Source organism: Streptomyces globosus, from assembly GCF_003325375.1.
GTDB classification, from domain to species: Bacteria; Actinomycetota; Actinomycetes; order Streptomycetales; family Streptomycetaceae; genus Streptomyces; species Streptomyces globosus_A.
In genome coordinates, this window is record NZ_CP030862.1 from 5,663,487 (window position 1) to 5,683,909 (window position 20,423).

20 protein-coding genes are annotated in these 20,423 nt (G+C 72.6%); 11 read left to right on the top strand and 9 right to left on the bottom strand.

The genetic code is table 11. The annotated features are described in order from the left end of the window. The first annotated feature begins 9 nt into the window (after nucleotides 1–9). Nucleotides 10–603, top strand: a complete 594-nt coding sequence (locus tag C0216_RS25160) for a TetR family transcriptional regulator (protein ID WP_114057482.1) — start codon at nucleotides 10–12, stop codon at nucleotides 601–603. Between the two features lie 73 nt (nucleotides 604–676). Continuing rightward, a complete protein-coding gene (locus tag C0216_RS25165) occupies nucleotides 677–1,450 on the top strand; it encodes a VC0807 family protein (RefSeq protein WP_342777136.1) in 774 nt (257 codons plus the stop codon). Nucleotides 1,451–1,517: 67 nt separating this feature from the next. Here the strand turns inward: C0216_RS25165 and C0216_RS25170 are convergent, their stop codons facing one another. After that, nucleotides 1,518–2,900, bottom strand: coding sequence for a glycine--tRNA ligase (locus tag C0216_RS25170; protein WP_114057484.1), 1,383 nt, complete (start codon nucleotides 2,898–2,900; stop codon nucleotides 1,518–1,520). A 154-nt stretch (nucleotides 2,901–3,054) separates the two neighbouring features. On the opposite strand from C0216_RS25170, the gene C0216_RS25175 reads away from it, so the two are divergent. The 4 genes from C0216_RS25175 to C0216_RS25190 are packed head-to-tail and all read left to right on the top strand — an operon-like array spanning nucleotide 3,055 to nucleotide 6,236. Then, complete coding sequence (locus C0216_RS25175) at nucleotides 3,055–4,068, top strand: metal ABC transporter substrate-binding protein (RefSeq protein ID WP_114057485.1); 1,014 nt, start codon at nucleotides 3,055–3,057, stop codon at nucleotides 4,066–4,068. A 23-nt stretch (nucleotides 4,069–4,091) separates the two neighbouring features. Continuing rightward, on the top strand, nucleotides 4,092–4,883 hold the full coding sequence (locus C0216_RS25180; protein WP_114057486.1) for a metal ABC transporter ATP-binding protein: 792 nt from the start codon (nucleotides 4,092–4,094) through the stop codon (nucleotides 4,881–4,883). Then, nucleotides 4,883–5,752 carry a metal ABC transporter permease gene (locus tag C0216_RS25185; RefSeq protein WP_114057487.1) on the top strand — a complete coding sequence of 290 codons (870 nt, stop codon included), beginning with the start codon at nucleotides 4,883–4,885 and terminating at the stop codon, nucleotides 5,750–5,752. The genes C0216_RS25180 and C0216_RS25185 overlap by 1 nt, the downstream gene beginning before the upstream one ends. Before the next feature lie 49 nt (nucleotides 5,753–5,801). Next, a complete protein-coding gene (locus C0216_RS25190; protein ID WP_114057488.1) occupies nucleotides 5,802–6,236 on the top strand; it encodes a Fur family transcriptional regulator in 435 nt (144 codons plus the stop codon). 119 nt (nucleotides 6,237–6,355) lie between these two features. Here the strand turns inward: C0216_RS25190 and C0216_RS25195 are convergent, their stop codons facing one another. From C0216_RS25195 to leuA, 5 genes are all read right to left on the bottom strand, one after another. Further along, entirely contained in the window at nucleotides 6,356–7,183 is an 828-nt protein-coding gene (locus tag C0216_RS25195; protein ID WP_114057489.1) for an isoprenyl transferase, read from the bottom strand. Between the two features lie 11 nt (nucleotides 7,184–7,194). Continuing rightward, nucleotides 7,195–7,941, bottom strand: a complete 747-nt coding sequence (recO, locus tag C0216_RS25200; protein WP_114057490.1) for a DNA repair protein RecO — start codon at nucleotides 7,939–7,941, stop codon at nucleotides 7,195–7,197. Nucleotides 7,942–8,026: 85 nt separating this feature from the next. Next, the gene (locus tag C0216_RS25205; protein WP_246042683.1) at nucleotides 8,027–9,544 is read right to left on the bottom strand and encodes a nucleobase:cation symporter-2 family protein; all 1,518 of its coding nucleotides are present in this window, start codon (nucleotides 9,542–9,544) and stop codon (nucleotides 8,027–8,029) included. 532 nt (nucleotides 9,545–10,076) lie between these two features. Then, nucleotides 10,077–10,772, bottom strand: coding sequence for a TerB family tellurite resistance protein (locus C0216_RS25210; protein ID WP_114057491.1), 696 nt, complete (start codon nucleotides 10,770–10,772; stop codon nucleotides 10,077–10,079). Between the two features lie 528 nt (nucleotides 10,773–11,300). Then, nucleotides 11,301–13,064, bottom strand: coding sequence for a 2-isopropylmalate synthase (gene leuA, locus C0216_RS25215; protein WP_114057492.1), 1,764 nt, complete (start codon nucleotides 13,062–13,064; stop codon nucleotides 11,301–11,303). 361 nt (nucleotides 13,065–13,425) lie between these two features. On the opposite strand from leuA, the gene C0216_RS25220 reads away from it, so the two are divergent. The 4 genes from C0216_RS25220 (at nucleotide 13,426) to C0216_RS25235 (ending at nucleotide 16,454) form a co-directional block, all read left to right on the top strand. After that, nucleotides 13,426–14,499 carry a M4 family metallopeptidase gene (locus tag C0216_RS25220; RefSeq protein ID WP_114057493.1) on the top strand — a complete coding sequence of 358 codons (1,074 nt, stop codon included), beginning with the start codon at nucleotides 13,426–13,428 and terminating at the stop codon, nucleotides 14,497–14,499. A 28-nt stretch (nucleotides 14,500–14,527) separates the two neighbouring features. Further along, nucleotides 14,528–14,794 carry a protealysin inhibitor emfourin gene (locus C0216_RS25225; RefSeq protein ID WP_114057494.1) on the top strand — a complete coding sequence of 89 codons (267 nt, stop codon included), beginning with the start codon at nucleotides 14,528–14,530 and terminating at the stop codon, nucleotides 14,792–14,794. Between the two features lie 28 nt (nucleotides 14,795–14,822). Then, complete coding sequence (locus C0216_RS25230; protein WP_114057495.1) at nucleotides 14,823–15,644, top strand: GNAT family N-acetyltransferase; 822 nt, start codon at nucleotides 14,823–14,825, stop codon at nucleotides 15,642–15,644. Between the two features lie 126 nt (nucleotides 15,645–15,770). After that, nucleotides 15,771–16,454, top strand: coding sequence for an SAM-dependent methyltransferase (locus C0216_RS25235; protein ID WP_114057496.1), 684 nt, complete (start codon nucleotides 15,771–15,773; stop codon nucleotides 16,452–16,454). Nucleotides 16,455–16,475: 21 nt separating this feature from the next. Here the strand turns inward: C0216_RS25235 and era are convergent, their stop codons facing one another. Both era and C0216_RS25245 read right to left on the bottom strand, forming a co-directional pair. Then, entirely contained in the window at nucleotides 16,476–17,426 is a 951-nt protein-coding gene (gene era / locus C0216_RS25240; protein WP_114057497.1) for a GTPase Era, read from the bottom strand. Nucleotides 17,427–17,485: 59 nt separating this feature from the next. Then, a complete protein-coding gene (locus tag C0216_RS25245) occupies nucleotides 17,486–18,490 on the bottom strand; it encodes a GlxA family transcriptional regulator (RefSeq protein WP_114057498.1) in 1,005 nt (334 codons plus the stop codon). 71 nt (nucleotides 18,491–18,561) lie between these two features. Here C0216_RS25245 and C0216_RS25250 point away from each other — a divergent pair, with 71 nt between their 5' ends. Next, nucleotides 18,562–19,875 carry an MFS transporter gene (locus C0216_RS25250; protein ID WP_246042684.1) on the top strand — a complete coding sequence of 438 codons (1,314 nt, stop codon included), beginning with the start codon at nucleotides 18,562–18,564 and terminating at the stop codon, nucleotides 19,873–19,875. A gap of 32 nt (nucleotides 19,876–19,907) precedes the next feature. On the opposite strand, the gene C0216_RS25255 is transcribed toward C0216_RS25250, so the two are convergent. After that, nucleotides 19,908–20,264, bottom strand: coding sequence for a cytidine deaminase (locus tag C0216_RS25255; RefSeq protein WP_114058900.1), 357 nt, complete (start codon nucleotides 20,262–20,264; stop codon nucleotides 19,908–19,910). Nucleotides 20,265–20,423 lie beyond the last annotated feature (159 nt).

Below are 20,423 nucleotides of genomic sequence, written 5' to 3' on the forward strand. Positions count from 1 at the left end.
GTCGTACCCATGTCACCCGCTGCCGCCGAGCCCCTGACCCCCGAGCGCATCCTGGAGACCACCGAGGAGGTGCTGCGCCGCTACGGCCCGGCCAAGGCGACCGTGGTCGACGTGGCGCGGGCCCTGGGCGTCAGCCACGGCAGCGTGTACCGGCACTTCCCGTCCAAGGCCGCCCTGCGCGAGGCGGTGACCGAGCGCTGGCTCGGCAAAACGGTCGGGCGCCTGGAGGAGATCGCCTCGGATGGCGCGGAGAGCGCCCCCTCCAAGCTGGAGGCGTGGCTGGAGGCGCTGTTCGACGCCAAGCGCCACAAGGCGGGCGACGACCCGGAGCTGTTCGCGACGTACACGGTGCTGCTCGCCGAGAACAGCGGGGTCGTGGAGGCGCACCTGGCCGAGCTGGTCGAGCAGTTGGGGCGGATCATCGCCGAGGGCGTGGAGGCGGGCACGCTCGACGTGCCGGACGTGCCGGCCGCGGCCCGCGCCGTGTTCGACGCGACCGGGCGCTTTCACGACCCGCAGTACGCGGCCGAGTGGACCTCCCCGACGATCAGCCGCGAGTTCGAGGCGGTCACGTCCCTGGTGGTCCGCGGCCTGCGCGCCTGACACAACCCCGATATGGCCGGAATGCACCACTCCGCACGGCTTGATGATCTTTTGGTGCATCTCATGCCTGTTCGTGACCAGTCAAAACATACGGTTTCTCCCGTACGTCATCAGGCATGTCCCGGGGGAAACCTTGTCCACGCACCCATCTCAGGCAGAACGGCCGACGCCTCCGGCGCGCTCCGGCGGCGCCGCCGCGACCGGCTGGATCCTGACGATCGCCCTTAACGTGGTCGCTCCGATCATCACCTACCACCAGCTGCAGGACCACGGCTGGAGCGAGGCCGGCTCCCTGCTGGTCAGCAGCGCCTGGCCCGTGGTCGACAACATCGTCGTCCTCGCCTGGCGCCGCAAGCTCGACGAATTCGCCATGGTGACACTGGCGTTCCTCGCCATCACGGCCGCGGTGTCGCTGGTCGGCGCCAACTCCGCCCGCACGCTGCTCGTGAAGGACTCCTGCGTCACCGGACTGTTCGGGCTGCTCTGCCTGGCCACCCTGCTCGCGCCGCGGCCGCTGATCTTCTACTTCGGCCGCAAGTTCGCCACCGACGGCACACCGGAGAGCACGGCCTGGTGGAACGGCCTGTGGCAGTACCCGGGGTTCCGCCGCTCGATGACCGTGATGACCGCGGTGTGGGGCGTGGGCTACCTCCTGGAGGCGGGCGTACGCGTCGCCCTGGCCTACGTGCTGGACACCGACACGATGGTGGCCGTCAGCCCGATCATGATCTACGGCGTGCTCGCCGGCCTGGCCCTCTGGACCGTGTACTACGGAAAGAAGTCCAAGGCCGAGGGCGAGCGCCGCGCCGCCGCCGCAGCAGCCGAGGCCGGGGCGGCCGCGGCCTGACCCCGCGAAGAAGGCGGTGGCCCGGTGCGCGGCATGCGCACCGGGCCACCGTCCGCTGGAGCGGGCCCTAGCAGCCGAGGAGGCGGGTGGCCAGGTAGCTCTGGATCTGGTCCAGGGAGACGCGCTCCTGCTTCATGGTGTCGCGCTCGCGGACGGTCACCGCGTTGTCGTCGAGGGTGTCGAAGTCGACGGTGACGCAGAACGGCGTGCCGATCTCGTCCTGGCGGCGGTAGCGGCGGCCGATGGCGCCCGCGTCGTCGAACTCGATGTTCCAGTTCTTGCGCAGGTCGGCGGCGAGGCCCTTGGCCTTCGGCGACAGCTGCGCGTTGCGGGACAGCGGCAGGACGGCGACCTTGACCGGGGCCAGGCGCGGGTCGAGGCGCATCACGGTGCGCTTCTCCATGACGCCCTTGGCGTTCGGGGCCTCGTCCTCGTTGTACGCGTCGAGCATGAAGGCGAGCATGGCGCGGTTCACGCCGGCCGCGGGCTCGATGACGTACGGGGTGTAGCGCTCACCGGCCTCCTGGTCGAAGAAGGTGAGGTCCTGGCCGGAGGCGGCGGAGTGGGCCTTGAGATCGTAGTCCGTGCGGTTGGCGATGCCCTCCAGCTCGGAGAACTCGCTGCCGCCGAAGTTGAAGCGGTACTCGATGTCGGCGGTGCGCTTCGAGTAGTGGGACAGCTTCTCCTTCGGGTGCTCGTACCAGCGGATGTTCTCCTCGCGGATGCCCAGGCCGCGGTACCAGTTCCACCGCTCCTGCATCCAGTACTCCTGCCACTGCTCGTCCTCGCCCGGCTTGACGAAGAACTCCATCTCCATCTGCTCGAACTCGCGGGTGCGGAAGATGAAGTTGCCGGGCGTGATCTCGTTGCGGAAGGACTTGCCCATCTGAGCGATGCCGAAGGGCGGCTTCTTGCGCGAGGAGGTCTGCACCAGGGCGAAGTTGGTGAAGATGCCCTGGGCGGTCTCGGGGCGCAGGTACGCCTTGGAGCCGGTGTCCTGGGTCGGGCCGAGGTGGGTCTCCAGCATGCCGGAGAACTGCTTCGGCTCGGTGAACTGGCCCTTCACGCCGCAGTGGGGGCAGTTCACGTCGGCCAGGCCATTCTCGGGGAGGCGGCCGTGCTTGGCCTCGTACGCCTCCTCGAGGTGGTCGGCGCGGTGGCGCTTGTGGCAGGCGGTGCACTCGGTGAGCGGGTCGGAGAACGTCGCGACGTGGCCCGAGGCCACCCAGACCTCGGGGGCCAGGATCACGGACGAGTCGATGCCGACGATGTCCTCACGGCCGGTCACCATCGCCTTCCACCACTGGCGCTTGATGTTCTCCTTGAGCTCGACACCCAGCGGACCGTAGTCCCAGGCAGCCCGGGAGCCGCCGTAGATCTCACTGCACGGGTAAACGAAGCCACGGCGCTTGCTCAGGCTGACGATGGTTTCGATCTTGTCGGCGGCCACGGTGCTCTCTTCATTACGAGGACGAACGCGAATGCCTCAGGTTACCGGCGCCCGCACCCCCTCCATCAAATCGGTTCCCCTTCCATGGTGCCCCCGGGGGCCCGCAGCCAGGGCTTTTTGACAACGGTTTCCATATTTGATGAAAATGGATGTCATGAACGTACGCCGCCTCATACCCACCGCCGCCCTCGCCGGGGCCGTCGCGCTCGCCGCCCCGGCCCTGACCGCCTGCTCCGGCACCGCCGGTGCCGACGCCGGAGCCTCCCCCGCCGGCGCTGCGGAGGGCAGGCTCGCCGTGACGGCGTCGTTCTACCCCATGCAGTTCCTCGCCGAGCAGATCGGCGGGGACCGCGTCCAGGTCGCCTCCCTCACCAAGCCGGGCGTCGAGCCGCACGACCTGGAGATCACCCCCAAGCAGACCGCACAGCTCGGGGAGTCGGACGTCGTCCTCTACCTCAAGGGCCTCCAGCCCGCCGTCGACGAGGCCGTCGCCCAGGCCGGTGTGAAGAACACCGTCGACGCCGCGACCCTCACCAAGCTCGACTCCCACGACGCCGGCGGCGACGACCACGGCCACGGCCACGAGGACGGACACGGCGAGGAGGCGGGCCACTCCGAGGGCGACGGCCACGGCCACGGCGAGGCCGGCGGCGACCCGCACGTCTGGCTCGACCCGTCCAAGTACGCCGAGATCGCCAAGGGCGTCGGCGCCGCCCTGGAGAAGGCGGACCCCGGCCACGCCGCCGACTACCGCAAGAACACCGACGAGCTGGTCGGCAAACTGACCGCCCTCGACACGGAGTTCAAGGACGGCCTGAAGAACACCGCCACCAAGACCTTCATCACGACCCACGCAGCCTTCGGCTACCTCGCCGAGCGCTACGGCCTCGACCAGGAGGGCATCTCCGGCGTCGACCCCGAGTCCGAGCCCAGCCCGGCCCGGATGAAGGAGCTCCAGGAGCGCGCGAAGAAGGAGAACGTCACCACGGTGTTCTTCGAGACCCTGGCCAGCGACAAGACCGCCAAGTCCCTCGCCGCCGACACCGGCCTGAAGACCGACATCCTCGACCCGCTCGAGGGAATCACCGACAAGTCCCAGGGCGCTGACTACTTCGAGGTCATGCGGTCCAACCTCAAGAACCTCCAGAAGGCCCTCGGGGCCAAGTGATGACGTCGACGGAGGCGCCCCCCATGGAGTCCAAGCCCGCGGAACCGGCGCAGCAGCCGGTCATCTCCCTGCGCGGCGCAGTCGCCTCGCTCGGCTCGCGCCCCGTCCTGCGCGGCGTCGACCTGGCGGTGCGCCCCGGCGAGGTCGTCGCCCTCCTCGGCGCCAACGGCTCCGGGAAGTCGACGGCCGTGCGCGCCGTCGTCGGCCAGGTTCCCCTGTCGGGCGGCGAGCTGTCGCTGTTCGGCACGCCCTTCCGGCGCTTCCGGGACTGGTCGCGCATCGGGTACGTGCCCCAGCGCACCACCGCGGCGAGCGGCGTCCCGGCGACGGTGCGCGAGGTCGTCTCCGCGGGCCGGCTCGCCCGCACCCGCTTCGGCCTCCTGCGCAGGGCCGACAAGGAGGCCGTCGGGCGCGCCCTGGCCCTGGTCGACATGGACGGGTACGCCGACGCCTCGGTCAACGCCCTCTCCGGCGGCCAGCACCAGCGCGTCCTGATCGCCCGCGCCCTGGCCGCCGAGCCCGAGCTGCTGATCATGGACGAGCCGATGGCCGGCGTGGACCTCGCCAACCAGGAGGTCCTCGCGAGCGCCGTCCGCGAGCAGGTCGCCGCCGGCGCGACCGTCCTGCTCGTCCTGCACGAGCTCGGCCCGCTGGAGCCGCTGATCGACCGCGCGGTCGTCCTGCGCGACGGCTGCGTCGTCCACGACGGCGCGCCCCCGGAGGCCGTGGGCCAGCACGCCCTGCCCGGCCACGACCACGTACACCCCCACGCGGCGCACGACGCCGAACCCCTGCGCACCGGACTGCTGAGCTGATGGACCTCCTGAACTACGCCTTCATGCAGCGGGCCCTGCTCGCCGCCGTCCTGGTGGGCCTCACCGCCCCCGCCATCGGCACCTACCTCGTCCAGCGCCGCCAGGCGGTCATGGGCGACGGCATCGGCCACGTGGCCCTGACGGGCGTCGCGCTGGGCTTCCTGCTGAACGCCAGCCCGGTGTGGCTCGCGACCCTGGTCGCGGTCCTCGGCGCGGTCGGCATGGAGCTCATCCGCTCGCGCGGCCGGACCAGCGGCGACATCGCCCTGGCGATGCTCTTCTACGGCGGCCTGGCCGGCGGCGTCATGATCATCAATCTGGCGCCGGGCGGCTCCACCAGCAACCTGACCAGCTACCTCTTCGGCTCGATCACCACCGTCTCGGCCGAGGACATCACGGCCGTCGTCGTCCTCGCCGCGTTCGTGCTCGCCGTGGCCCTGGGCCTGCGCCGGCAGCTGTTCGCCGTCTGCCAGGACGAGGAGTTCGCCCGGGTCACCGGCCTGCCCGTGCGGCTGCTCAACCTGCTGCTCGCGGTCACCGCGGCCGTCACGGTGACCGTCGCCATGCGCATCGTCGGCCTGCTCCTCGTCAGCGCCATGATGGTGATCCCCGTCGCGGCGGCGCAGCGCGTCACCCGCGGATTCGCCGCCACCCTGGCGACCGCGATGGGCATCGGCGTCCTGGTCTCGCTCTCCGGCACCGTGGCCACGTACTACATCGACGCCCCCTCCGGCGGCACCATCGTGCTCCTGGCCATCGCCGTCTTCACGGTCCTCACGGCGGTGTCCGCGCCGCTGGCCCGGCGCCGGGCCGAGGCGGCGCGCACCGCCGAAGAGGTCTGTACGCGCGACGACGTGAAGGTCCAGTAGCGGCGGCCGCCTGGCACAATTGGGCCGAGGCCGATACGAGGAGGAACCGGTGGCGACTGCGCCTGGCGAGACGAGTACCGCGCCAGTACGAGGGCGATCCACCCGGCAGCGGGCGGCGGTGGCGGCCGCGCTGGACGAGGTGGACGAGTTCCGCAGCGCCCAGGAGCTGCACGACATGCTCCGGCACCGCGGCGACTCCGTGGGCCTGACCACGGTCTACCGCACCCTCCAGTCCCTGGCGGACGCGGGCGAGGTCGACGTGCTGCGCACCAGCGACGGCGAGTCCGTCTACCGGCGCTGCTCCACCGGGGACCACCACCACCACCTGGTGTGCCGCGGCTGCGGCAAGGCCGTCGAGGTGGAGGGCCCGGCCGTCGAGAAGTGGGCCGAGTCGATCGCGGCCGAGCACGGCTTCGTGAACGTCGCCCACACCGTCGAGATCTTCGGCACCTGCTCCGACTGCGCGGCCGCGGCAGCCTCCTGAGCGCGGTCCGGGCGCTTTCCGGCCGCGGGCCGAAGCGATCCGGACGACTTCGCAGGACACGGCGGAGGGCCCGCCCCCGGAAAACCCGGTGGCGGGCCCTCCGCCGTGTCCGCAGCCCCTCAGCCGGCAGCGCCGCCCGGCTCCACCTGGTTCGGGACGGCCCCGCCGAAGCGGCGGTCGCGCTGGGCGTACTCCAGGCAGGCCTGCCACAGGTTGCGGCGGTCGAAGTCCGGCCACAGCACGTCCTGGAAGACCATCTCGGCGTACGCGCTCTGCCAGAGCAGGTAGTTCGAGGTGCGCTGCTCGCCGCTGGGGCGCAGGAACAGGTCGACGTCCGGCATGTCCGGGTAGTAGATGTACTTCGCGAAGGTCTTCTCGTTGACCTTCGACGGGTCCAGCTTCCCGGCGGCCACGTCCCGCGCTATGGCCTGCGCCGCGTCGGCGATCTCGGCGCGGCCGCCGTAGTTGACGCAGAAGTACAGCGTCATCTTGTCGTTGTCGACGGTCTGCTCCTGGGCCACCTGGAGCTCCTGGACGACGGACTTCCACATCTTCGGCATGCGGCCGACCCAGCGGATGCGGATGCCCAGCTCGTCCATCTCGTCGCGGCGGCGGCGGATGACGTCGCGGTTGAAGTTCATCAGGAAGCGGACCTCTTCCGGGGAGCGCTTCCAGTTCTCCGTCGAGAAGGCGTACAGCGAGAGGTTCTTGACGCCCATCTCGATGCAGCCCTTGAGGACGTCGAGGACGACGCCCTCGCCGACCTTGTGGCCCTCGGTGCGGGGCAGCCCGCGCTCCTTGGCCCAGCGGCCGTTGCCGTCCATGACGATCGCGACGTGGTTGGGGACCAGCTCGCCGGGGATCTTCGGCGGGCGCGCACCGGACGGGTGCGGCTCCGGAACCTTGTACTCGCGGCGAGAGCGTCCCAGAATCCCGCGTCGTGCCATGTGCCCAGCTCCTATTTCTCGACGTAACGCAGCGAGCGTAGCCCGCGCTCCAGATGCCAGTGCAAATAGGCCGAGACGAGCCCGCTGCCCTCCCGCACGTGGCGTGCCTCGCACGCGTCGGCGTACCCCCAGTCGCCCGTCAGCAGGGCGCTGAGCAGGGCGACGGCCTCCGACGAGGGTACGACGCTGCCGGCCACCCGGCAGTCGCCGCAGACGACCCCGCCCGCGGCGACGGAGAAGTGCCGGTTCGGGCCGTGGATGCCGCACTTCGCGCAGTCCTCGAAGCTCGGCGCGTAGCCGTTCACAGCGAGGGAGCGCAGCAGGAAGGCGTCGAGGATGAGGTTCGGCTCGTGCTCGCCGCGGGAGAGGGTGCGCAGGGCGCCGATGAGCAGCAGGTACTGCTGGACGGCCGGCTCGCCCTCGTTCTCGGTGAACCGCTCGGCGGTCTCCAGCATCGCGGTGCCGGCCGTGTAGCGGGCGTAGTCGGTGACGATGCCGTTGCCGTACGGGGAGATGATCTCGGTCTGCGTGCAGAGCGGCAGGCTGCGCCCGACGAGGTCGCTGCCGCGGGCGAAGAACTGGACGTCGGCGTGGGAGAAGGGCTCCAGCCCGGCGCCGAACTTCGACTTGGTGCGGCGTACGCCGCGGGCGACGGCCCGCACCCGTCCGTGGCCGCGGGTCAGCAGCGTGATGATGCGGTCCGCCTCGCCGAGCTTCTGGGTGCGCAGCACGATGCCGTCGTCGCGGAACAGACTCATGCGCCCATTGTCGCCTGTGCGGGTGCGGCGGCGGCCCCCTGCCCCGGACCGGCTCCGGGGCGGGGGGCCGCCGCGGCCCGCGGGGTCAGCGGGCGGGGGCGGGGGCCGGATCGGCGTCGGGGTCGGCGTCGGGCTCGGGGTCCCGGTCGGCCGCGGGGCCGGCGGGGGCCGGGACGGGTACCGGTGCGGCGGCCGGGGCCGCAGGCGGGGCGGGCTCCGCGGTCAGGGCTCCGGCGGCGTGGGCGTCGTCCTTGCCGAGGCCGTTGAAGACGGCGTTCAGCACGATGGCGGCCGTCGCGCCGAGCGTCACGCCGCTGTTCAGCAGGGAGGACAGGTCGGCGTCCATGTGCTCCTTGAACAGCACCGGGACGGTGGCGGGCAGCAGCGCGAAGGCCAGGGAGACGCCCACGACCAGCGCGTTCTTCTCCTCCTTCAGGTCGACCTTGGCAAGGGTCTGGATGCCGGCCAGGGCGACCATCGCGAACATGACGGTCGCGGCGCCGCCGAGGACGCCGTGCGGCACGGAGGCCACGATGGCGGCGGCCTTCGGCAGCAGCCCCAGGATGATCATGAACACGCCGGCCGCGACGACGACGAAGCGGCTCTTGACCTTGGTCATCCGCACGAGTCCGACGTTCTCGGCGAACGCGACGTACGGGAAGGAGTTGAGGACGCCTCCGAGCGCGGTCGCGGCGCCGTCGGCGCGCAGTGCACGGGCCACGGTCTCGCTGTCGACGTCCTTGCCGACGATGTCGCCGACCGCGTACGTGTCACCGGTCGTCTCGACCATGGTGATCAGCATGACGATGAGCATCAGCATGATCGGGAACCACTCGAACTTCGGCGCACCGAAGTGGAAGGGTGTCGTCACGCCGATCCAGTCGGCCTTCGAGACGCTGTCGAACCGGGCGTCGCCGAGCAGGAAGGCGACGGCCGTCCCGCCCACGAGGCCGAGCAGGATGGCGATCGAGGAGAGGAAGGGCCGACCGAGCCTCATCAGCAGCAGGATGAAGAGCATGGTGCCTCCGGCGTACGCGAAGTGCTTCGGATCTCCGAAGTCGGGGCTGCCGAGGCCGCCCGCCGCGTCGTTCAGGCCGACCGGCAGCAGCACGATGCCCAGTACGGTGATCACGGTGCCGGTGACGACCGGCGGGAAGAGCCGCATGACCGCGCGGAACGCCCGGGCCGGCAGCCAGGCGAACGCGAACGTGGCGACGCCCGCGGTGATGACGGCGCCGTAGATGACCAGGAGGGCGGCGGTGCCGCCGCCCGCGCCGAGGCCTATCGCGATCATCGGGGAGACGGCGGTGAAGGTGACGCCCTGGATGAGCGGCAGTCGCGCGCCGACCCTGCCGATGCCCCACGCCTGGATGATGGAGGCGATGCCGCAGGTGAAGAGGTCGGCGTTGATCAGGTAGACGAGTTGTTCGGGGGTCAGCCCGAGCGCGCCTCCGACGATGATCGGGACGATCACGGCGCCGGCGTAGAAGGCGAGCACGTGCTGGAAGCCGTACAGCGCGAGCTTGGGGACGGGGAGCACCTCGTCGACCGGGTGGGTGCTCTGCTCTCCGTCGGCGGAGAGCCGGGCGGCGACACGTGCCATCGGGCTTGCCCTTCAGAAGGTGGTGAACGGGGAGGGTCTGGTTGTCCCCGGGCGGAGCGGGTCGTGTCCCGTGGGTCCGCCGGGGTTGTCAGGTGCGTTCGTTCACGTGGCCGAAGCCCGCCGGGTCGCGCTCCGGCGGCGTTCGTCGTGTGTCCGGAATTGAACGCCTGTGGGAGGGGACACAGATATCGTCGACTTCCACAAAGTGTTGACCCATGGGGGCGCCCGATCTGTGGGTTCCTCCAGTGGCGCAGGGCGGTGCGGCGGGGTAGCCCGGCACGGCTCCCGCCCTCCCGACCGCCCTCGTACGGACGATGCCCCTTGCTGTGACGTGCGGCGATGCCCTCCGGGGCGCCGGGGGCGGCGCACGGGCGCGCGGCAGCGCCGCCGTCCGCCTGCTGGGACGGCCCGGCGGCGGACGGCGCGGTTCCCCGAGCCCTACGGCCGGATTCAGGCCCCGTGAGGCCGGATCGTTACCTCGATCGGAGCCGTTTCGGCCGGATCCGGCGGTCGCCCGGCGGTCGTCCGGTGGTCAGGAGGAGCGCACGGCGGACAGCAGCCGCGCCACGTCGTCCGAGCCGATCCGCAGGGCGGAGCCGACGGTGGCGAGCACCTCGCGCTCGGCCGGGGTGTACGGGCCGTCGGCGAGCGCGATCCGCGCGCCCTGGAGCAGGATCGACTCCCGCCCAGGGCCTGCCAGGTGCGGGGCGAGCGGCTCCAGCGCCTCGTGGAGCTCGATGGCCAGCGCGGCCCCGCAGCAGTCGGGGGCGTCGTACAGCCCGAGGCGGCCCTGGTCGCTGGCGAGCGCCTGCACGAGGGATTCCAGCTGCTCCCCGGTGCAGTCCTGGAAGCCGGCGGCGCGGACGGCCGACACGGCGGTCTCCAGGACGGCCCGCGCCTCGGTGCCGCCGGCCGCGAGCACGGCCAGGGCGACGGTGTGCACGGCGTCGCGCAGCAGGGCGGAGAAGCGGGTGGTGGTGAGGCGGTCGAGCACGTCGGTGCCGAAGCGCTCCCGGCAGCCCTGGCATTCGACGACGGGCCCGGCCTCGCCGCGCGACAGCAGCGGGACGCCGAGGACCGTGAACCTGCGGCGTCCGGTGCGCCGGCGGTAGTTGCGGTCGCCGCCGCAGCCCGTGCAGAAGAACTCGCCGTCGCCCACCGTGTTCCACGTGGTGCGGATGCCCCAGACCGTCAGCTTCCGGCCGTCCCCACCCCGAACTGGCAGCACGTCGCACCTCCGTCAACTCCCCCGTGGCCCTGCGGGCACGGGCGGGACCCCCAGGCGGCACACCGGGGTTGGCGTGATGTTAGCCACATCGGTGAGGATGCGTCAGTCGTGTGACAAGACAACATCCGCCGCGGGGCGGAGTTGGCCGGTCCGTGCTGCTGCGCCTCCCCCGCCCGTCTGCGGGGCCTGCCCGCGCCCGACGGCGTGCGCGGCGGATCCCGTCTGGTCAGGGCCTCCGCAGGCGGGAGCGGCCGGGGCGCGGCCCGGCCGCCGGCCCGTTCCGGCGCCCGGCCGGTGAGGGGCCGGCCGAGGCCGACACCGGCGGCTCCGGCCCGGTCGGACCGTGCGGGAACCGGCCGGTGAGGGGCCGGCGGAGGGCGGCGGGGCGGGTCCGGGGCGGCGTACGGCGCCCCGGTCAACGCGGGGCACCCGGGACCATCCGCAAGGAGCCGGCAGCAGCGCGCCGCCGCGCCCCTCCCGGGCGGGAGGGGCGCGGCGGCGCGGCGGCGGGCCCTGCGGCCCGGCGGGTCAGCGGCCCGCGCGGTTGACGGCGGAGACGACCGCCTTCAGGGAGGCGCGGGTGGTGTTGGCGTCGATGCCGATGCCCCACAGGACCCGGCCGTCGATCGCGCACTCGATGTAGGAGGCGGCGACGGCGGAGGCACCCTCACTCATCGTGTGCTCGGTGTAGTCCAGCAGGCGGGCGTCGACGCCGATGGAGGCCAGGGCGTCGAAGAACGCGGAGATCGGGCCGTTGCCGGTGCCGTTCAGGACGGTCTCGACGCCGTCCACGACGGCGTCGACGGTCAGCGTGTCCGTGCCGTCCCTGTCGGTGGCGGTCGAGCCGGCGCGCAGCTGGATGCGGCCCCACGGGTTGTCCGGGTTGGGCAGGTACTCGTCCGAGAAGATGTCCCAGATCGCCTTCGGCGTGACCTCGCCGCCCTCGGCGTCGGTCTTCGCCTGGATGATCTTCGAGAACTCGATCTGCATGCGGCGCGGCAGGTCCAGCTTGTGGTCGTTCTTCAGGACGTACGCGACGCCGCCCTTGCCGGACTGCGAGTTGACGCGGATGACGGCCTCGTACGAGCGGCCGACGTCCTTGGGGTCGATCGGCAGGTAGGGGACGGCCCACTCGATCTCGTCGACGGTCTTGCCCTGGGCGGCCGCGTCGGCCTCCATGGCGTCGAAGCCCTTCTTGATGGCGTCCTGGTGGGAGCCGGAGAAGGCCGTGTAGACCAGGTCGCCCGCGTAGGGGTGGCGCGGGTGGACCGGCATCTGGTTGCAGTACTCGCTGGTGCGGCGGATCTCGTCGATCTGGGAGAAGTCGATCTGCGGGTCGATGCCCTGGGAGAACAGGTTCATGCCCAGAGTGATCAGGTCGACGTTGCCGGTGCGCTCGCCCTGGCCGAACAGGCAGCCCTCGATGCGGTCGGCGCCGGCCATCAGGGCCAGCTCGGCGGCGGCGACGGCGGTGCCGCGGTCGTTGTGCGGGTGGACGGAGATGCAGATGTGCTCGCGGCGGGTCAGGTGGCGGGCCATCCACTCGAAGCGGTCCGCGTGGGTGGACGGCGTGGAGCGCTCCACCGTGGCCGGCAGGTTCAGGATGATCTCGCGGCCGGGGCCGGGCTGCCACACGTCGCAGACGGCCTCGCAGACCTCCAGGGCGAAGTCCAGCTCGGTGTCGGTGAAGATCTCGGGGCTGTACTGGTAGCCGAAGACGGTCTCGGGGCCCAGCAGCTTCTCGGCGTACTCCATGACCAGGCGGGTGCCGTCGACGGCGATCTGCTTGATCTGCTCCTTGGAGCCGCGGAAGACGACCCGGCGGAAGGTCGGCGCGGTGGCGTTGTACAGGTGGACGGTGGCGCGCCGGGCACCGACCAGCGATTCCACGGTCCGCTCGATCAGGTCCTCGCGGGCCTGGGTCAGTACGGAGATGGTCACGTCGTCCGGGATGGCGCCCTCTTCGATGATGGAGCGCACGAACGCGAAGTCGGTCTCGCCGGAGGAGGGGAAGCCGACCTCGATCTCCTTGTAGCCCATGCGCACCAGCAGGTCGAACATCTCGCGCTTGCGGGCGGGGGTCATCGGGTCGATCAGCGACTGGTTGCCGTCGCGCAGGTCGGTGGACAGCCAGCGGGGCGCCTTGGTCACGCGGGCGTCGGGCCAGGTGCGGTCGGGCAGGTCCACCTGCTCGTAGCGGCCGTACTTGTGGATGGGCATCCCGGACGGCTGCTGCGCGTGCGTGGCGTTCGTGATCGGGGTGGGGCGACCGGCGAAGGTGTGCTGGCTCATGGCGTAGGGCTCCTCGGGTGTCCGCGTGGGGATCGCTGAACGGCCGACGGCGGTCGTAAACCGCAACACCAGACTCCGCGGGGAGGGGGTCGACCTACGACTGCAGACCCTCGCCGCGGCAGCTAAGCAGAAGCAGCCCGAAACGCATGATGGGCCGAGCCTAGCCGAGCCGCGCCGTGGCGCGAGGGGCCGTTCCAGTATGCGGGACCCGCCTGTCCGATTTGTACCCTATGTGGCATAGGTCTCTTTTGGCATGCGCGGTCCAGGGGGTCCGTCAACGCGCTGCGACACCTTTCAGACAACCGAATGAATCATGGTTGCAGCTAGTGACAGGAAAGTGACCCACTGCCACATTGCCTGGATGGATGCCTCCCACACCCACACCGCCGCCCATGCCCCGTTCTGCACGGTCGTGCCTCCCCACATGCTCGACCGGATCGCGGGCTCCCGGAACACCGGCCGCGCCGAATCCGCCCTGCGCACCCTGGAGCACGACGCCTCCCTGCGCACCCGGCGCAACGTCACCACCGCGCGCCCCTTCACCGTGCCGTCCCCGGGCGCGCCCGTCCCGGACGAGCCGCAGCGCACCGTGTACGACGCCGAGCACCGCACCCGGCTGCCGGGGCGGAAGGTCCGCGGCGAGGGGGACGAGGCCTCCCAGGACGCCGGCGTCAACCGCGCGTACGCCGGCCTGGGCGCCACGCACGAACTGTTCCTGAAGGCCTTCGGGCGGCGCTCCATCGACGACGCCGGGCTCGCCCTGGACGCGACCGTCCACTACGGCCGGGACTACAACAACGCCTTCTGGGACGGCAGCCAGATGGTCTTCGGCGACGGCGACGGCGATCTCTTCCTCGACTTCACGGTCGCCGTGGACGTCATCGGCCACGAGCTCGCCCACGGCGTCACCCAGTACACGGCCAACCTCGTCTACCGCGGCCAGTCCGGCGCCCTCAACGAGTCCATGTCCGACGTCTTCGGCTCGCTGATCAAGCAGTACACGCTGGGGCAGACCGCCGACGAAGCCGACTGGCTGATCGGCGCGGGCCTGCTCGGCCCGAACGTGAGCGGCGTGGCCCTGCGCTCGATGAAGGCGCCCGGCACCGCGTACGACGACGACGAGCTCGGCAAGGACCCCCAGCCGGCCAGCATGGACGACTACGTCGACACCCTGCGCGACAACGGCGGCGTCCACATCAACTCCGGCATCCCCAACCGCGCCTTCTACGTGGCCGCGACCGAGCTCGGCGGCAAGGCATGGGAGCGCGCCGGGCAAATCTGGTACGACACCCTCACCGGCGGCGAGCTCACCGCCAAGGCCACCTTCGCCCAGTTCGCCCGGCTCTCGACCGCGGCCGCCGCCGCCCGCTACGGCGAGGGCGGCGAGGAGCACCGGGCGCTGCAGAAGGCCTGGTCGACGGTGGGCGTCGCATAGCGCGCCCGGGTCTGGGCAGAGGACGGCCATGCGGATCGAGGTGGTGCGGACCGGCGGCTTCGCCGGCATCGAGCGGCGGGCCGAGGTGGACACGGCCGGCCGGCCGGACGAGGACGAGTGGCGGGCCCTGGCCCAGCTGGCGCTCCGCCCGGCCCCGGGCGGCCCGGCGCCGGGCGTCCGGGACGGCTTCTCCTACCGGATCACGGTCGACGGGCGGACGGTGCACTGCCACGACCCGCACCTGACGGACGCCCAGCGGGCCCTCGTCACCCGCCTCCTCAAAGAAGGTGCCTGAGCAGGGCCTCCCTTGTTTGTATGGCCCGATGACACCGACACCGCAGACCCCGCTGACCCGTGTCGAGGCGTACTACGACACCGCGCCGCGCGCCGGGGGTGCGCGGGCCGAGGACTTCGGCCCGCTCACCCTCTTCGTGCGCGAGGGCCCCGGCTGGCCCTACTACGCCCGGCCCGCGCTCGGCAGCCGCGGCGCGACCGCGGCCGACGTGGCCCGCGTCAGGGAGCGCCAGCGCGCACTGGGCGTGCCGCAAGCGTTCGAATGGGTGGCCGAAACCAGTCCCTGGCTGCGCGCCGCCGCGGAGGAGGCCGGGCTGCGGGTCCACGCGCATCCCCTGATGGTGCTGGAGCAGTCCGCTCCACCGGGGCCGCCACACCCCGGCGTCCGCCTCATCGGCCCGGACGACGCCCTGCTGCCCGCGGCCGTGGCCGTCCCCCTGCTGGCCTTCGCCGACCCCGGCACCGCGGTCGGCACGGCAGGCCCGGCGGAACTCGCCGCCGCGATGGAGCTGCCCCTGGCCGCGGCCCGCCGGGAGTCGGTCTCCGCGGACCTGGCCTCGGGGCGCACCGCCCTGGCGGTGGCGGTGCACGACGGCGCGGTCCTGGCCTCGGGCCAGTACATCCCGGTCGGCGACACCGCCGAGGTGGTCGGCGTCGCCACCCTGCCCGCGGCCCGGCGCCGCGGCCTCGCGCTGGGCGTGACCGCCGCCCTCGTCGCGGACGCCGTCGCGCGGGGCGTCCGTACGGTGTTCCTGTCGGCGGGCGACGAGGCGGTGGCCCGCGTCTACGCCCGGGCGGGCTTCCGGACGGTGGCGACGGCCCTGATCGCGGAGCCCGCCGACGAGGGCTGACGGCCCGCCGGGACGCCCGGCACGGGACGGCCCCCGCGCCTTGCCGGAACGGCAAAGGTGCTTGGCCCCGGCCCGCCCGGCGGCGCAGCATCGGGCCATCACAGCCCGTACCCCGAGGAGGACCCCGTGTCCGAGCACACCCACCACGACCAGCACCGGCACGCCGCGGCGGAGGCGGCGGCCGGCTCCCTCTCCGGTGAGGAGTTCTGGGACGCCCGCTACGGCGAGAGCGACCGCATCTGGAGCGGCAACCCGAACGAGGCGCTGGTCCGCGAGGCCGGGGAGCTTCCGCCCGGCCGGGCGCTGGACCTGGGCTGCGGGGAGGGAGCGGACGCCGTCTGGCTGGCCCGCCGCGGCTGGCGGGTGACCGCCACCGACATCTCCGGCGTCGCCCTGGAGCGGGCCGCAGGGCACGCGGCCGAGGCGGGTGTCGCGGAGCGTGTCGACTTCCGCCGCCACGACCTCGGCGAGTCCTTCCCGGCCGGGGAGTTCGACCTCGTCTCGGCCTGCTTCCTGCACGCCTACGGGGACTTCCCGCGTGCCCGGATCCTGCGCGCGGCCGCCCGGGCCGTGGCCCCGGGCGGCGTGCTGCTCGTCGTGGGCCACGGCGGCTGGGCGTCCTGGCAGGCGGAGGAGGACCGTCCGCCCGTCCACTTCCCCCGGCCGGACGAGGTCCTCGGCCAGCTGGAGCTGCCGGAGGGCGACTGGGAGGTCCTGGTCGCCGAGGAGTACGAGAAGGACCAGTCCGCGCCCGACGGCCGGCCGGGGACCCGCACCGACAACACGGTGAAGGTCCGCCGCCTGCGGTAGGGCTCCCCCCGGGCGCCGCTCTCAGAAGCCGAGCTTGCGCAGCTGCTTGGGGTCGCGCTGCCAGTCCTTGGCGACCTTCACGTGCAGGTCGAGGAAGACGGGGGTGCCGAGCAGCGCCTCGATGTGCTTGCGCGACTTCATCCCGACCTCCTTCAGTCGGGAGCCCTTGGGGCCGATGATGATGCCCTTCTGGCTCGGCCGCTCGATGTAGACGTTGGCGTGGATGTCGAGGAGCGGCCGGTCCGCGGGGCGGTTCTCCCGGGGGATCATCTCCTCGACCACGACGGCGATGGAGTGCGGCAGCTCGTCGCGGACGCCCTCCAGGGCGGCCTCGCGGATGAGCTCGGCGACCATCACGGCCTCGGGCTCGTCGGTGAGGTCGCCCTCGGGGTAGAGCGGCGGGCTCTCGGGCAGCATCGGCGCGATCAGGTCGGCCAGCAGCCCGACCTGGTTGTCGCCGACGGCGGAGACGGGGACGATCTCGGCCCACTCGATGCCGAGCTCCTCGCCCAGCCGCTGGATCGCGATGAGCTGTTCGGCCAGCGCCTTGGAGTCGACCAGGTCCGTCTTGGTCACGATGGCGATCTTGGGGGTCTTCCTGATCCCCGCGAGCTCCTTGGCGATGAACTTGTCTCCGGGGCCGAGCTTCTGGTCGGCGGGCAGGCAGAAGCCGATCACGTCGACCTCGGCCCACGTCGTGCGCACGACGTCGTTCAGCCGCTCGCCGAGGAGGGTGCGCGGCTTGTGCAGGCCGGGGGTGTCGACGAGGACGAGCTGGGCGTCCGGGCGGTGCACGATGCCGCGGACGGTGTGGCGGGTGGTCTGCGGCCGGTTGGAGGTGATCGCGACCTTGGTGCCCACCAGTGCGTTGGTCAGGGTCGACTTCCCCGCGTTGGGGCGGCCGACGAAGCAGGCGAAACCCGCACGGTGCGGGGCGGTGGACTCGGGGGAACGATCGCTCATACGGGCCATTCTCCCCGATGCCGCTCCCCGCGCCGACCAGGCTGCCGCCGTGGGGGCCGCGGGCCCGCTCACCGCGCGGTCCGCGCCGCGGGGGGCGTACCGCCCGGACCGGCCGCCCGGAAGGTGCGGCGGTAGGCCGTGGGGCTGACCCCGAGGGCCGCCTGGACGTGCTTGCGCAGCGACTGCGCCGTCCCGAACCCGGCCTCGCGCGCCACCCGCTCCATCGGCAGGTCCGTCCGCTCCAGGAGCTGCCGGGCCCGCTCCACCCGCTGCCCGGTGATCCACTCCCCGGGGCTGACTCCGGCCTCCTCGCGGAACCGCCGCGTGAAGGTGCGCACCGACATGGACTCCTTGCGGGCCAGGTCTGCGAGGAGTACGGGCTCGTGGAGGCGGTCCAGCACCCAGGCGCGGGCCGCGGCCGTGCTCGCCGCCTGCGGGTTCGGGACGGGGCGGTCGACGAACTGGGCCTGCCCGCCGTCCCGGTGCGGGGGGACGACGGTCCGCCGGGCCACGTCGTTGGCGACGGCGGCGCCGTGGTCGCGGCGCACGATGTGCAGGCACAGGTCGATACCGGAGGCGACGCCGGCGGAGGTCAGGACGTCCCCGTCGTCGGTGTAGAGGACGTCCGGGTCGACGCGGACGGCGGGGAAGAGCCGCTGGAAGTGCTCGGCGTGTGCCCAGTGGGTGGTGGCGGGGCGGCCGTCCAGGTATCCGGCGGCGGCCAGGACGTAGCCGCCCGTGCAGATGGAGACGAGCCGGGTGCCGGGCCGGATGTGGGCGAGCGCGGCGGCCAGCGGGGCGGTGAGCCGGCCCTCCTCGTGGACGGGCCCGAGCTCGTACGAGGCGGGGACGACGACGGTGTCGGCGGTGGCGAGCAGCTCGGGGCCGTGCTCGACGTGGACGGCGAAGTCGGCGTCCGTGCGGACCGGGCCGGCGGCGAGGGCGCAGGTCAGGATCTCGTACAGCGGCTCCCCGGAGGCGTCCCGGGCGCGGCCGAAGATCCGGTGCGGGATGCCCAGCTCGAAGGGGAGCAGGCCGGGGAGTGCGAGGACGGCGACGCGGTGGGGGGCCATGGCCCGATCGTATCGAAGGGTGGCATCCGGGCCGCTGTCGTGCGGGGCGGGGGTCCCCGGATGCTGTCGGCGTGGAACAGACAGCTACCGCCGCCGACCCCGCCGCAGCCGACCCGGCGGGGCTTCCCCCGGCGGCCCGCGGGCGCGTCCACCGCGCCTGGTGGGTCGCCGCCGTCACCTTCGTCACCATCGTGGGCGCCGCCGCGTTCGCGTCCCTGCCGGGCCTGCTCATCGAGCCGCTGCACGCGGAGTTCGACTGGTCGCGGGGGACGATCGGGTTCGCCGTCTCGGTGAACCTCGCCCTGTACGGGCTCACCGCGCCGTTCGCCGCCGCGCTGATGGACCGCTTCGGCATCCGCCGGATCGTGGCGCTGGCCCTGCTCGTGATCTCGGGCGGCTCGCTGGCGACGGTGTGGATGACCTCGGCCTGGCAGCTGGTGCTGTTCTGGGGCGTGCTGGTGGGCCTGGGCAGCGGCTCGATGGCGCTCGCGTTCGCCGCGACGGTGGTGAACCGCTGGTTCACCGCCCGGCGCGGGCTGGTGACGGGCGTCCTGACGGCGGCGGGGGCCTCGGGCCAGCTCGTCTTCCTGCCGCTGCTGTCGTGGCTGGTCGAGCACCACGGCTGGCGGCCCGCGGCGGTGACCGTCGCGCTGGCTGCCCTGTCGGTGGTCCCGTTCGTGTGGCTGCTGCTGCGCGACCACCCTGCGGACGTGGGGCTCGCCCCGTACGGGGGCGTGTACGCGGCGAAGCCGGCGCCCGTCCCGGGGGCGGCGCGGCGGGCGGTGGCGGTGCTGCTCCGGGCTGCGCGGACCGGGCCGTTCTGGCTGCTCGCCGGGACCTTCGCGATCTGCGGCGCCTCCACCAACGGCTTGGTCAAGACGCATTTCGTACCGGCGGCGCACGACCACGGCATGCCGGTGACGGCGGCGGCCGGGCTGCTGGCGGTGATCGGCGTCTTCGACGTCGTCGGCACGGTGGCGTCCGGCTGGTTCACCGACCGCTTCGAGGTGCGCCGCCTGCTGGCCGTGTACTACGCCCTGCGCGGGGTGTCGCTGCTGTTCCTGCCGATGCTGCTGGCGCCGTCGGTGCACCCGCCGATGGTGTTCTTCATCGTCTTCTACGGGCTGGACTGGGTGGCGACCGTCCCGCCGACGGTGGCGCTGTGCCGGGAGCACTACGGCGACGACAGCGCGATCGTGTTCGGCTGGGTCCTGGCCTCGCACCAGGTCGGCGCCGCGGTGGTGGCGTTCCTCGGCGGCGTGGCCCGGGACGCCTTCGGCTCGTACGACGTGGTCTGGTACGCCTCGGGGGCGCTGTGCGCGCTGGCCGCGCTGATGGCGATGGTCATCCGCCGCCCCGCGCGGCCCGCGCCGGCCGCCGCCTGAGGTGCGGCGGCCGGCCCGGCCGTGCGACCCGGTCAGGCGCCGGCCGGGGTGGTCGAGCGGAGGGTGCCGTCCGGGCCCGCCAGCAGGACCGGGGTGTCGGGGCCGCCGAGGTCGCGGACGGCCGCGCGGTCGGCGGCGGCGACCTCCTCGGCGCGGCTGACCACGGCCGCGGCTTCCAGGGAGCGGGCGCCGCTGGCCACGGCCATCGCGACGGCGGTCTGGAGCGCGCTCAGCCGGAGGGAGTCCAGCTCGACCGTTCCGGCGACGTAGGTGCGGCCGGTCTCGTCGCGGACCGCCGCGCCCTCGGGCACCTCGTTGCGGGCGCGGGCGCTGCGCGCCAGCGTGATGATCTTGCTGTCCTCGGGGGTGATCCCGGTGCTCTCGGTCATGGCCGACAGCATAGGGAGCGCCTCGGCGGTGCCGTACGACGGCCCCGCCGAGGCGCTCTCCCCTCCGTCCCCCGTGCCCCGTGATCCGCGCGGTCCCCCCGGGCCGCAAAGGATCACGGATTGGCCTGGACCAACATAGACGGCAGCCGGGCGGGTTCC

Bases quoted from the DNA above. Each gene is read 5' to 3' on its own strand.
- C0216_RS25160 (WP_114057482.1), top strand. From the start codon at position 10: ATGTCACCCGCTGCCGCCGAGCCCCTGACCCCCGAGCGCATCCTGGAG.
- C0216_RS25175 (WP_114057485.1), top strand. From the start codon at position 3,055: ATGAACGTACGCCGCCTCATACCCACCGCCGCCCTCGCCGGGGCCGTC.
- C0216_RS25180 (WP_114057486.1), top strand. From the start codon at position 4,092: ATGGAGTCCAAGCCCGCGGAACCGGCGCAGCAGCCGGTCATCTCCCTG.
- C0216_RS25185 (WP_114057487.1), top strand. From the start codon at position 4,883: ATGGACCTCCTGAACTACGCCTTCATGCAGCGGGCCCTGCTCGCCGCC.
- C0216_RS25195 (WP_114057489.1), bottom strand. From the start codon at position 7,183: ATGGCACGACGCGGGATTCTGGGACGCTCTCGCCGCGAGTACAAGGTT.
- recO (WP_114057490.1), bottom strand. From the start codon at position 7,941: ATGAGTCTGTTCCGCGACGACGGCATCGTGCTGCGCACCCAGAAGCTC.
- C0216_RS25205 (WP_246042683.1), bottom strand. From the start codon at position 9,544: ATGGCACGTGTCGCCGCCCGGCTCTCCGCCGACGGAGAGCAGAGCACC.
- leuA (WP_114057492.1), bottom strand. From the start codon at position 13,064: ATGAGCCAGCACACCTTCGCCGGTCGCCCCACCCCGATCACGAACGCC.
- C0216_RS25220 (WP_114057493.1), top strand. From the start codon at position 13,426: ATGGATGCCTCCCACACCCACACCGCCGCCCATGCCCCGTTCTGCACG.
- C0216_RS25225 (WP_114057494.1), top strand. From the start codon at position 14,528: ATGCGGATCGAGGTGGTGCGGACCGGCGGCTTCGCCGGCATCGAGCGG.
- C0216_RS25230 (WP_114057495.1), top strand. From the start codon at position 14,823: ATGACACCGACACCGCAGACCCCGCTGACCCGTGTCGAGGCGTACTAC.
- era (WP_114057497.1), bottom strand. From the start codon at position 17,426: ATGGCCCGTATGAGCGATCGTTCCCCCGAGTCCACCGCCCCGCACCGT.
- C0216_RS25245 (WP_114057498.1), bottom strand. From the start codon at position 18,490: ATGGCCCCCCACCGCGTCGCCGTCCTCGCACTCCCCGGCCTGCTCCCC.
- C0216_RS25255 (WP_114058900.1), bottom strand. From the start codon at position 20,264: ATGACCGAGAGCACCGGGATCACCCCCGAGGACAGCAAGATCATCACG.